The 12,742-nt window shown below is 32.7% G+C and carries 10 protein-coding genes and 1 pseudogene; 4 read left to right on the forward strand and 7 right to left on the reverse strand.

Going from position 1 to position 12,742, the window contains the following annotated elements; translation table 11 throughout:
- Positions 1–39: 39 nt before the first annotated feature.
- Positions 40–522: a MarR family winged helix-turn-helix transcriptional regulator gene (locus tag ACK1U5_RS06485; protein WP_000191888.1), complete on the reverse strand. Its 483-nt coding sequence runs from the start codon at positions 520–522 to the stop codon at positions 40–42.
- 107 nt (positions 523–629) lie between these two features.
- On the opposite strand from ACK1U5_RS06485, the gene ACK1U5_RS06490 reads away from it, so the two are divergent.
- Positions 630–2,315: an alpha-keto acid decarboxylase family protein gene (locus ACK1U5_RS06490; protein ID WP_113710703.1), complete on the forward strand. Its 1,686-nt coding sequence runs from the start codon at positions 630–632 to the stop codon at positions 2,313–2,315.
- Positions 2,316–2,472: 157 nt separating this feature from the next.
- Here ACK1U5_RS06490 and ACK1U5_RS06495 read toward each other — a convergent pair whose 3' ends face one another.
- The 3 genes from ACK1U5_RS06495 to ACK1U5_RS06505 all read right to left on the reverse strand — a co-directional run bounded on the left by ACK1U5_RS06495 (position 2,473) and on the right by ACK1U5_RS06505 (position 4,833).
- Complete coding sequence (locus tag ACK1U5_RS06495) at positions 2,473–3,255, reverse strand: class I SAM-dependent methyltransferase (protein WP_000381800.1); 783 nt, start codon at positions 3,253–3,255, stop codon at positions 2,473–2,475.
- Between the two features lie 344 nt (positions 3,256–3,599).
- On the reverse strand, positions 3,600–4,007 hold the full coding sequence (locus ACK1U5_RS06500; protein ID WP_087875366.1) for a VOC family protein: 408 nt from the start codon (positions 4,005–4,007) through the stop codon (positions 3,600–3,602).
- 115 nt (positions 4,008–4,122) lie between these two features.
- Entirely contained in the window at positions 4,123–4,833 is a 711-nt protein-coding gene (locus ACK1U5_RS06505; RefSeq protein ID WP_000787498.1) for a class I SAM-dependent methyltransferase, read from the reverse strand.
- A gap of 235 nt (positions 4,834–5,068) precedes the next feature.
- Here ACK1U5_RS06505 and ACK1U5_RS06510 point away from each other — a divergent pair.
- Both ACK1U5_RS06510 and ACK1U5_RS06515 read left to right on the forward strand, forming a co-directional pair.
- Positions 5,069–5,334 (forward strand): annotated as a pseudogene (locus tag ACK1U5_RS06510) (hypothetical protein).
- A 1,707-nt stretch (positions 5,335–7,041) separates the two neighbouring features.
- Positions 7,042–7,515 carry a CDI toxin immunity protein gene (locus ACK1U5_RS06515; protein WP_000342728.1) on the forward strand — a complete coding sequence of 158 codons (474 nt, stop codon included), beginning with the start codon at positions 7,042–7,044 and terminating at the stop codon, positions 7,513–7,515.
- A gap of 18 nt (positions 7,516–7,533) precedes the next feature.
- Here the strand turns inward: ACK1U5_RS06515 and ACK1U5_RS06520 are convergent, their stop codons facing one another.
- Together ACK1U5_RS06520 and ACK1U5_RS06525 are read right to left on the reverse strand one after the other, a co-directional pair.
- The gene (locus tag ACK1U5_RS06520) at positions 7,534–8,778 is read right to left on the reverse strand and encodes an MFS transporter (protein ID WP_001111715.1); all 1,245 of its coding nucleotides are present in this window, start codon (positions 8,776–8,778) and stop codon (positions 7,534–7,536) included.
- Between the two features lie 64 nt (positions 8,779–8,842).
- Entirely contained in the window at positions 8,843–9,478 is a 636-nt protein-coding gene (locus ACK1U5_RS06525; protein ID WP_001223580.1) for a TetR/AcrR family transcriptional regulator, read from the reverse strand.
- 342 nt (positions 9,479–9,820) lie between these two features.
- Here ACK1U5_RS06525 and ACK1U5_RS06530 point away from each other — a divergent pair, with 342 nt between their 5' ends.
- Positions 9,821–10,033 (forward strand): hypothetical protein, encoded by a 213-nt coding sequence (locus ACK1U5_RS06530; RefSeq protein ID WP_000033153.1) that lies wholly within the window; start codon positions 9,821–9,823, stop codon positions 10,031–10,033.
- A gap of 1,314 nt (positions 10,034–11,347) precedes the next feature.
- Here the strand turns inward: ACK1U5_RS06530 and ACK1U5_RS06535 are convergent.
- Positions 11,348–12,724, reverse strand: a complete 1,377-nt coding sequence (locus ACK1U5_RS06535; protein WP_113710704.1) for a DEAD/DEAH box helicase — start codon at positions 12,722–12,724, stop codon at positions 11,348–11,350.
- Positions 12,725–12,742: the final 18 nt, after the last annotated feature.

A 12,742-nucleotide genomic window follows, 5' to 3' on the forward strand; every position in this document is an offset into this window, starting at 1 on the left:
TTTGTTCTTTTTCAAACGATAAAAACAGAAGTTTTTTCATTATTTTTGATCGACTGGTATTTCACGTTTCGATATCCAAGCATCAAAACCTGATCGGCTATTTGCCATTTCATTCATAACTTGGTGCCAATTGTCCTCACATGATTCACCAAATTTTGAAAAAATAGCACCCATTTGTTGTCTTTGTACATCACTCAGTTTTTTCTCTAAATCTGTACCTTTTTCTGTTAAAGACAACTGTTTCACACGTCGATCATGCATAGCTTCATTACTCTCAATTAAGCCCTTTTCCACAAGTTGACGTAGCGGTCCGTGGAGTGCTTGCTTACTTATTTCTAATAGTGATAATAACTCATTTACACTTATCCCTGGAAAACGTGCGATAAAAAATAAAATTCGATGATGTACTCGTTGAATGCCATATTCTTTTATAATTTCATCTGGCTTTTCAGTAAATGTTTTATATGCAAAATAAAATAATGCTAATGCCTCATTCATCTGTTCTTCTTTATGTTGTGTCATCTACTTTCCCCCTGTATGTAAATTATACCACAATCTAGTAATGAATATTTTAATCAACGCATTAGAACTTGTTCAGTCTATTGAAACATTCATTGCATAATTAGGAGATGATTCATTTGAAAAAACAATATACTGTAAGTACATATTTATTGGATAGACTACACGAATTAGGAATTGAACATATATTTGGGGTTCCTGGTGATTATAATCTTGCCTTTTTAGATGATGTGGTAGCACATAAAAATTTAAAGTGGATTGGCAATTGTAATGAATTAAATGCTGCATATGCAGCAGATGGGTACGCTCGCATAAAAGGAATCGCCGCTCTTATTACTACTTTCGGTGTTGGAGAATTAAGCGCTATTAACGGTATTGCTGGCTCATATGGGGAACACGTGCCAGTTATAAAAATTACAGGTACGCCACCAACAAAAATAATGGAAAATGGAGCAATCGTCCATCATACGTTAGGAGATGGAAAGTTCGATCACTTTTCCAATATGTATCGAGAAATCACTATAGCACAAACAAATGTAACACCTGAGCATGCTGCTGAGGAAATTGACCGTGTTTTACGTGCATGTTGGAATGAAAAACGCCCTGTTCATATTAATTTGCCGATTGATGTGTATAATAAACCAATTAATAAACCGACAGAACCTATTATAAATAAACCTATTTTAAGTAATAAAGAAGCATTAAATAAAATGCTTCTACATGCCATTTCAAAAATAAATAGTGCCAAAAAACCTGTTATTTTAGCTGATTTTGAAGTAGATCGATTTCACGCTAAAGAAAATTTACATCAATTCGTAGAAAAAACTGGGTTTCCCATCGCGACGTTCAGTATGGGAAAAGGAATATTCCCAGAAAAACACCCTCAATTTATAGGGGTTTATACTGGTGATGTAAGTTCTCCGTACTTGCGAAAAAGAATTGATGAATCTGATTGTATTATTAGTATTGGTGTGAAGTTAACTGATACTATTACAGGCGGCTTCACACAAGGTTTTACAAAAGAACAAGTTATGGAAATCCATCCCTACACTGTGAAAATTATAGATGAAAAATACGGTCCAGTTGTAATGCAGGATGTTTTACAACATTTAAGTGATTCAATTGAGCATCGTAATAAAGATACCCTTGACGTTAAGCCATTTATTTTAGAATCATCACCTTTTACTGAAGAGTTCAATCCAAAAGCACAAATGGTCACACAAAAACGTTTTTGGCAGCAAATGTACCATTTCTTACAAGAAAACGACGTCTTAATTGTAGAGCAAGGAACACCTTTCTTTGGTAGTGCTGCTATCCCTCTACCTAATAACACTGCATATGTAGGACAACCGTTATGGGGATCTATCGGATATACACTGCCCGCTCTACTTGGTACACAGCTCGCCAATTTATCACGGCGCAACATTTTAATTATTGGTGATGGTTCTTTCCAAGTAACTGCCCAAGAGTTATCAACTATACTACGTCAAAATTTAAAACCGATTATATTTTTAATCAATAACAACGGATACACTGTTGAACGTGCCATTCACGGACAAAACCAACTTTATAATGACATACAGATGTGGGATTACAATAAACTATCAATGATATTTGGATCAGAAGAAAAAAGTCTAACATTTAAAGTAGAAAATGAAGCAGAATTAGCAGAAACCTTAGCAAATATAATTTTTAATAAGAATCAACTTATCTTTATTGAAGTTATAATGAGCCAAAGCGATCAACCTGAATTGTTAGCTAAACTCGGGAAAAGATTCGGTCAGCAAAATTCTTAATATAAAAGCATAACCTAATTATACAACTAGTAGTGTAAAACTTGTTTTGAGAATAGTTTCGACACTCAAAATACATAAGGAAAAGGATGGAAAGTACCATCCTTTTCTATTTTAAGAGCCTTCTTCGACTAACGCCCCGTGCGACAAGCAAAAATTCTTAATCCATCTTTAATTTTATAGCTTTTGTCGCAATAAATGTTTTAATATGCTTATCTAATATCCTTGTTCCACCAAAATCATCCTCATAAAAACCTGTTATAGCAAAACCAGCATCAATTTGGCCTTGGATTTGGTCTTCTAAAGTATGCGCATATTCTATTGTTTGATTTGAATCGATGTAATCTTGAACTTCATCCTCTGGTAAATAATCCAATGTTGATGAAGGAATTGAATGTTTAACATCCAGAATACCTTTTTGCTCTTGGTTATCATCAAAAATCCATAGTAACGGATTTGTAAATCCAGCAATAAGAACACCTTTATTCTTTAAAACCCTAGAAACTTCATTCCATACAAGATGAACATCTTTGACAAACAAATTAGACACAGGATTTACAACAATATCAAAATATTCTTCCTCAAAATCACTAAGGTCTGACATATCTCCTTGTACGGTTTTTAAAGTTAAACCATCCCGTTTTGCTACCTTTTCATCTTGTTCCAATTGCTTCTTAGATATATCAGTAACTGTTACATCTGCTCCAGCAGCAGATAGAACTGGTGCTTGTTGTCCGCCACCTGATGCTAAGCAAAGTATCTTTAATCCATCTAATGACTTTGGAAACCATTCTCTAGGAACTGATTTTTCCGTAGTGACTGTAATCTCCCATTCACCTGATTTGCTTTTCTCAATAATCTCGCTACTTACAGACTGCGTGTATCTAGAACCTTCTTCCACCTTCTTATCCCATGCATTACTGTTTTGTTGTGTAGTATCCATTACAATTATTCCTCCTAACAATCTAGTTGCATTTTAAGTGTAAAATTATTAACTATTTATGCTTTCCTTTTTCTATTAACCCGCCTGATAGTTCATACATAGTTGTCTATATTTATATTAACAGATAAACGCTAATAATCGCTAAAAATTCTAAAAAGACAAAAAATTATACATCTATTCCATTCATTTAAAATAATCGTAGAATTGGTAAGTTTTAAACAACTCACTTCCACATAAAAATAGCATTCCAAATCTGTTGACAGTTGGAACGCTTTTTTATGTTATTTCATTTTTCAAGCTTTTAACTAAATCCATTAAACAAATAAGCTACGCTTTTTCTTTTTTTATTCAGCAAGAGTGAACTGCCAAGATACACCATACTTATCATTTAACCAGCCAAACTTTTTACTAAACGGATAAGAACCTAAAGGCATAAGAATCGCTCCATCCTGCGCTAGTTTATGAAAGACCTTTTCAATTTCTTCTTCTGTCTCACAAGTTACATAAAGAGACATAGCTGGAGTGAATGTAAAATTATGATTTACATAACTATCAATACACATAAACTCTTGGCCATTTAGCGTAAAAGTTGCATGAATTACAGTTCCCTCTTTACCAGGTCCATTTTCATCGTAGCGAGAAATACTTACAATTTCTGATTGATCAAATAGTGACGTATAAAAATTCATTGCTTCCTCAGCTTTGCCCTCAAACATTAAAAACGTAGTAATTTTTTGATTTGCGTTACTCATATGGAGACAGCCCCTTGTTATGTATTTATGTAAAACATACGCCAACAAAACCAAACGTACGTTCCATTTAATATATTGTCTATAAAAACGATGAGTTTGTCAATTATCTACTTTATTATTTCTTCTTAAATAATGCTGTCCAAAGAAATGATTCTCCAAACATTTCTTTCGGTTGTTTCATTTGTTTCATTCTTCTAATCTCAATTACCTCAAATTCTTTAAATATCTCTCTTAACTTTTCTTCCGAGTATGCAAGACCACCTTGTAGACTCCACCCTCTATATACGTCCCAATCTGTTATTTCCGATCCATTTCGCTCATCTAAATCACCTGCCGCAAAACATGTTAATCCGAAATAACCACCCGATTTTAATGAGTTTTTAATTAAATCCACATAATTTATTCTTCTATGCGGTGGAATGTGATGCAAACAGCCCGAATCGTATACAAAATCAAATTCGTTTTGAACCTCTAAATTAAAAATTGAATCACAAATAAAATGAATTGCTACCTCTTTTGCCAATGCCCTTTCTTTAGCCCAATTAATGCCTTCTACAGATAAATCCACTGCTGTTACATCAAATCCTTGAGTCGCTAAATAAATGGCATTTCTACCTGGACCACATCCAAGTTCTAATACTTTCCCTTTTGAAACTCTCTCTTTTTGTATATACGAAACTAGGTTCTCATCTGGAACATTTCCAAAAAATGGAACATCCTTTTCTCTATTCTCATAAAATTCATTCCAAAATGGTTCTGCAGGTCTTAATAATGAATCAAGCATTTTTAAAATGTCTTCTTGTGTGTGTAACGTTTCATTTTTCATTAATACCCCTCCACAAATTAATAGTCAGAAAATTATTATATATCTTTTTGAACTTTCAAACAAAGAAAAAACTCCTACATTACTTCACTTTCTATTCAAAGGATCTATTTTGTTAAAAAATTCATTTTAATTTATAACCGCTATCTTTTTCTTTTATTTTCCATTAAAATTGAGTAAAACTATTTTGATAACATAGGAGAAAGCTATGAAGCATAACATCAATCTATGATCCTTTATTTGTTCTTTAGTTTGCGTTGGGCTATTCCGTTTATATTTTGAAATTTCACTTGAACTATTCAAATTTTTCACGGATTTATTACACATTCACCCTTTGTTTATATTACTAGTTTTAGCAATAGGAACTTTTTTGCAGACATCATAGGATTTTCTAAGATAAATAATTGGATTGCGATGCTTAGAAGTGTAGCAACAGTCTTACTAACATTGGTATTATCAGTGTTTTTAACACTAACTTTGATTGTTGGCTATGCATTAAGTTAAACATCGTTCTTCGTGAATAAAACTCAATATTCCGTTAATAATATAGATAGGCAATAGCCAAAACTCATTTAATGAAATCCCTAACCTTTCTCCTTTCCCCTTGGAGAACCAAGCAGTTAGCTTTTGCTGGCTGCTCTTTTATTTTCTGCAATTGGTTACACTTACCTGATGTTTTTAACGTAAAATTAAGTTACGATATAAAAGAATAAAATATATTTGGCTGTTATACCATTACCCTAGGAAACTAGGGTTTTCATTTCCATAAAATTAAATTTTTGTTAAAAATAACGAACTTTCAAAGCTACTGAATTGTAAATATAAAAACACGACAGTAGACAAAAGACTTTGCAAAGAGTGCCTTTACAAGGCGCTCTTTTTTTACATATACTTATCAAATAGCGTTTTGGTTTAAAATAAATGCTCTAAATAAATTAGATACATTTACCAGTATGTTTACCACAACATTCATGTTAAAATCCCTTGTGAGTACGACATAACTCGACCTTATGAAGCCTTGCAGCCATTATCGCGGGGCTCTTTTTTTAATTTAATTAACGGTTTTGTTTAATTTTCTAACTTTTCCCCCACTTAACATACTAAAATTCATATATAATAAAAACATAGTTGCAGCATTTTATTATTAGGAGGTGTAATTATGTCATTTGCAGTATGGAGTGCAATTTTTATGACTTTGATCGGAGCAATGTCCGGAGCAATATTTGGTACAATCTCTTCTAGAAATAAGAACAAAAGTACGAACTAAAAAACCTAATATTAAAATTTAATATCTATTTCAGTGCCAGCTGATACACCCTTGACATTTCAGCTGGCATTTTCTATTTAAATAAGGTTTTTGTTAAAAACTTACATGGATATATTTTCTGATACTTAATTAATTATATTAGGAATGTTAGTAATACTAAAAATAATAATGATTTTGTTATACATCTGTTTCGGAATAAGTGCAGTTTTTAGATTAATAAAGGAATTTCAAAAGCTACAGAAAAAACAGTTCTTGATTTTAGTTGATTCTCTAATTTTGATAGAAGCAATATTTTTAATGGCTAGTTTCTTTATCTAAATTACATAAAAAAACTCCCAGTGAGTGAAGCAGCTAGCAAAAGCTAACTGCTTTTTAATTACAATTACTAGTTTGTTTAAATTCACCTTAATTCATATCAAGTTTTCTTAACATTCTCTTTAATAACCTTATAATATAATTAAACTATTTGTATGAGAGGTGATTATTATGAACTGGAAACAAAAATACAATCCAAAATATCTCTTTTACCGAATGTATAGTTATATTTATAAAGCCCTTGATGATATATCATGGTCCTTAAAATAACGCTTTTGTTCACTTTTTTGATACATTTACGAAACATTCATGTGTTATCTTCATTAAGTTCTTTTCTTTTTATAATGTCGTGTGAGATATACCAACAGAGGAAGCCCTAGACCCCCTAATCCTAGGGCTTTTTTATAAGAATTTTATACATTTTATTATTTCCACTAACTCTTTAAATTGTATATACATAATATAAAATTTTCATGTTGTTATATTTTTTGATGGCCTCTTATCTTTCCTTAAAAGGCTTTTTTTCAAATAACGCTTTTGTTTAATTTATATTTAAAAAGTTCCTTTTCATAAAGACTTCCCTTATATGCTATACTCATTCTTAAATAATTGTATAAGGAATGTTAAAAATGGATGATAGATCGTCAAGACAATGGAAATTGCGACAAAAGTTAAGAGCACTGAAAACCAAAAACAACAATGACACAAACCCTTTGTTTAGTGAATGCCTTGAATCCCTAGGAAACGAAACTCTCATTTTCTCCCAAGAAAAAAGCCAGCAGATTGCTACTATTTTAATGAATTCATTTCCTATAACTGTCTCGGGAAGAATAGATTGGGAACAGATAGATAATCAATTCATAGCTTCGAACAAAGAACAACTAATTTCCCTTATTAGAGCAAACCAACTAGATTTTGACGAACAGATTTTTATAATATGGGATAACTATGAAATCCCTGTAGTAAGTACAAATCTTGATAAAGTATTCCAATCACTAGTTGACGTTGATGCAGTCAGTTTTTATTACTGGCTATTAGACAAAGAATATAGATTCGTAATTGAAATAAATGATGAAGAATTGATTAGGATTGGGTTTCGCTAATACTCTAAGCATATGAAGCTAGTTCCCTTCATTTCTTAATATTTTCTTCGTCACCACCGCTATTATTATCATTATGAAACTAATAGCAAATATAGGTAAATAAATTTTCGTACTGAATCCTTCAAACATAAAACCATATACGACTTGCCCAATTGGTGCCATACATTGAGATACCGCTGTTATAAATGCCATCACTTTTCCTAGATTTTCATTTGGTGTTTTCTTTTGGACTACAGTAATCACATAAATGGATACAATTGTCATAATCATTGCGATTAGAAGAGAAGAAAGTATAAAGAGGATAAATGGTGGATAGTATCCTAAATTAAGAATAAACGGTGTAACTGATAGTGCCACTGGCATTACTAATAAAGCTATGATAAGCATCCAATTATATAATGTTTTCATCTGTAACTTTTTAGCAAAGAAACCGATTGACAATGCCCCTAATATGGTTGCAAAATCAATTAATCCCATTCCAATTCCATACATCGTATCGCTACTCTGCATAGTTACTCGTAACATAATAGGTCCTCCAACAACAAATAACGGTGTCAAAATTAAGTTTAGTAAAGCTGCAAGTAACATAGCCTTCAAAATAAAAGGTTGCTTTAAAACATAAAGAAAACCTTTTTTCATATCTTTTACAATTGTCGGTATGATATGGCTTTCTTGCGCTCTTTTTATAAAAGGTATTGTAATAAACATTTCTAAAATTGCAGATAAAAAGAAAGCAAGACAACTTGTTATTACGAGCATTTTCAAACCAATTATGCCATATAATATTCCTCCTAGTACAGGTGCAACTATATTAGATAATGCTTGCACACCATTTATGATACCGTTTGCTTGTTCTAACTTTTTCTCTGGAACTAATTGCGGAATACTTGCCATAACAACTGGTGAGTACATTGCACTAATGACTGCTAGTAAAAACATAATTGCTCCAATCAATAAAATAGATACCGATTCAGTTAATAACAAAACTATAAAACTTAATACAATAGCAGCGTTTATAAAATCCAAAATGACCATTACATTACGGCGGTTGAAACGATCTGCTATCGCTCCGCCAAGAGGAGCTAACAAAAACGGGATACTCGTTATGGCATATAACCCTGCAAATATATCGGCACGTCCTGTTATATCTAGCACATATAAAGACAGTGCAAAACGTAATAGTGTTGAACCTAAAATAGTAATAATTTGACCACTTACCATTAAGTGAAAATCTTTCAAGGAAGATTGAATACTTGCTGGCATCTTCATCACATCCTTCATTTAGTCTAGACCGACTGCCGGTCTATAACACCCAAACAGAAAAAAGCTATTTCTGTTTCATTAAAACCTCGATCATATAATCAAAGGACCCTTCTTTCGCTCCAACAGATACTTCCATCATTTTAATATAAGCCTTAGCTCTTCTCATCATTTCTTCCGGTTTCCACTGGAATAAACCATCATCAAATATGACTTGTGCTGAAGAGAGTAATAATTCAATTGTTTCTTGTGGGTATGGAGTAGAAAATATGCCTTCTTCTATTCCTTGCTCTAAAACTTCCGTTAATACAGGAGATAAATGTATAATGGATTGCACTAAACTTTTCTGATGCATTTCTGCATTATTTGGTTGATGGAATTGTTCAATCATTTTTTCTTTGACATCTCCTGATTTTGGTGATTGTTCCATTAAAATTTTAAATAACTTATCTAAAACGGGGATATCGGGATTGGAGACAATCCTTTTCGCCTTAGTGACATCCTCTTTAATAATCCTCATAATGATTTCATCCATTACTTCCTCCTTCGACTTAAAATAATGATAAAACGTCCCCTTTGCTATACCAATTTCTTTTAAAATATCATTCACGGTTGTTTTCGTATAACCTTTCGTAAGAAACAAACGCTCAGCTGTTTCTAAAATTTCCTTTCTACGCTCCTCATACTCCTTTACAATTCGCATTCAAGTTCTCCTTCCCATCAGACCGACTGTCGGTCTATTAAAATTATATGTTTAGTTTGCAAAAAGTTTCCTATTATCGTACATATACAACACCATACTTTCTATTTCCTTTATAAATTTTTATTTTTTAACGTCCGCTCAATTTGTTTAAAACGTATCTCATGTTTCTTATCGTCACCTTTCATTTTAGGAAAAGAACGATGCCTCCGTTCGATCTATGTACTTATCAATGGAGTATTTTGTTGAGTTCCAATATGTAATATTGCATATTTCGCACTTTTAATTTTTGTATATGTGATAATTTATTTATAAAAATATAAATTATTAATAAGGGTGATTTATATGAGCAAGTTCCGAAAGAAGATTATTAAATATTTGCAAACATTTTGGGGATGCTTAGCATTTGGTGTATTAATGTTTGCTATCTTCTTAATTACGGATTTAACAGATGCATCTTTAAATACATTAGGCTGGAGAGACTGGCTAGGTTCTGTAGCAGGCGCAACCATTTTATCTGTTGGGATGTTTACTTTAAATAAATTGAATTTAAAATAAATATTCGGTCAATACTGAATGTGGGCTGTATGCCAACATTCATTTAAAGTAGTCTTCTCTGTATCTCCTTGTATTGAGCAGTTAGCTTTTGCTAGCCGCTCTTTTATTTTGTTCCGGTTCTTACCTCTTAAAGAACTCTTTATCTACTTTCCCCCAATAAGTACACATATCTATTCTCCATTGCTACAAAATGAAATCTTTATTTTGTTTTACGCGTCGCTTCTTCAATCAGCCAAGATACAATATTAAAATCATTAGCTTCACCCTTTAAAGATGTTCCGTTCCAAAAGCATTCTTTCATCACTTCAAGTAATTTTTCAACAGCTTCAATTCATCTCATATTAATTTTCCCTTTCTCCCAAATAACTATTTTGTTTTATTAATTAACTGATTAATAAAACAAACACCTTTATTAAACATTCCATGTTTCTTCACCCCTTGAATATTTTTCAAATAAAAATACATACTATTTTCAAGCCGCCGTGTCCACGGCTAATACCTCTTTCTTTTGATGTATATTTTTTTAGAAATCGAAAATAATACCAACAAGCTGTTTGAACTAGCAGCTTCACTCTTCTCGCAATGGGGATGCAAATTATCACAATTAGCTAACTCATTGAACTCACTGGCAGACAACCAAAATCGTTGTCTGCTTTTTGTATGAGATTTTTCGTTTTACATATACTACTTTTGAACCTGCAGACCAATACGAGCCATTTTGGTACTTGGGATTTCCCTTCCGGGGATAAGTATTTTTTACTTATCCCTTTTTTGTATAGACACGTATATTTAGGGTAAAACTAATTACAAGCAGATTTTCTGTTTATGCGTAGTTCTAAACAAGATTACTTTTTCTCCTATTAAAGGACGGCAGGTACGACTGCTAGTCCTTTTTTCTTATTTCGCATATTATCACTACATTACCCTCATCGTCGTCGTAAGCAATTTCCCCATAAGGATGGCAGTGGTGCTTCCCGAGTTCCTCATCGATCAAAACTAACAAATTAGTTTTCCAGTTTCCAACGATCGTACACCAATACGAGTTTAATCCTTCATAAACTTCTCTTGTTCTATTTCAATAATTGCGGAATGTATAATGAAAATACTCGCTCGCTTCAATACCTTTTCTTTTAACCAAAGTGTTCTGCTGAATGATAGTAATACCCTTGCACTAATGGTTTTGGACTATAAAATTCCCTTTATAAATTTCAAATGCGGTGAATGAAATTTTGTTTTTTTCTTGCCATCATCCTTGTTGTATACAAACAAAAAAAGAGCCACAATATTTTGCGACTCTTTTACAATTATAACTATTTAACGGCCACGTCTTTGCTGACCTTGCTTTGTACTACCTTTTTTATTACTTGGCTTATTAAATGATCGGTTATTTTCATTTCTAGAACTATTTCTCGAATTATTTCTTGAATCACTTCTTGAGCTATTTCTTGAATCACGTCTTGATTCACTTCTTGAACCTTCGCGGCTATCTCTTTGACGATTTTGACCTGATTTCTTCGGAGCCAGCTTTGGTACCGGTTTTCCATTTTCATCTACACGTTTTATCTTCGGTTGTTCGATTATTTCTCTTTGTATTGGTGCACCAAGCGTTTTTTCAATTTCTTCTAAATGTTTTTCATCTTTCGCTGCAACGAACGTAATTGCAAGACCTGATCCACCTGCACGTCCTGTTCGGCCAATACGATGAATATAACTTTCTACATCTTCAGGGATGTCAAAGTTAAATACGTGCGTTACACCATCTACATCAAGTCCACGAGCTGCTACATCCGTTGCGATTAAGTACTGAATTTTAGCTTCGCGGAAACTCTTCATAACTCTTTCACGTTTCGCTTGAGGTATATCACCATGAAGTTCAGCACAATTATAACCTAGTCCTTTTAAATTATCATACAGTTTACTTACTCTAAGTTTTGTACGGCAGAAAATAACAGCTAAAAATGGCTGATCACGATCCATAACAAAACGAAGTGCATCTGGCTTTGCACGGTCTGTCGTCTCAATGACACGCTGCTCAATTGTATCAACCGTTACTTCTTCACTTTGTACTTGAATCATTTGCGGCTCATCCATATAACGCTTCGCCAATTTTTTAATATCTTTTGGCATCGTTGCTGAGAATAACATCGTTTGTTTACTACCTGGTGTCTCATCTAAAATATCTTCAATATCATATAAGAAACCAAAATAAAGCATTTGATCCGCTTCATCTAGTACAATCGTTGAAAGATTACTTAAATCAATTGTTTCACGGCGTATATGATCTAATAATCGTCCTGGTGTTGCAACAACAATATGTGTATTACCTTTTAATTTTCTCAATTGTTGTGCTACATCTTGCCCACCATAAATCGCTAGTACATTAATATCTTCTCTTTGAACAAGCATTTTTTTAATTTCAGTTGTAATTTGCAGGGCTAGTTCCCTTGTTGGTGCAACAATTAAAGCCTGAACATCACTAGACTCTGAATCGATTTTTTCTAAAATCGGTAACACGAATGCTAACGTTTTACCCGTACCTGTTTTTGCCTGCCCAATAATATCTTTACCAGACATAATAACAGGAATTGCCTGCTCTTGAATTGGTGTTGCTTCTGTAATTCCATTTTCACGTAATGTATGATTAAAAGTTTCACTAATTCCTAATTCTAAAAAATTTTTCAAATAGACCACTTCTTTTCCTTATTTTTC

It is taken from the genome of Bacillus sp. XB1, assembly GCF_053557995.1.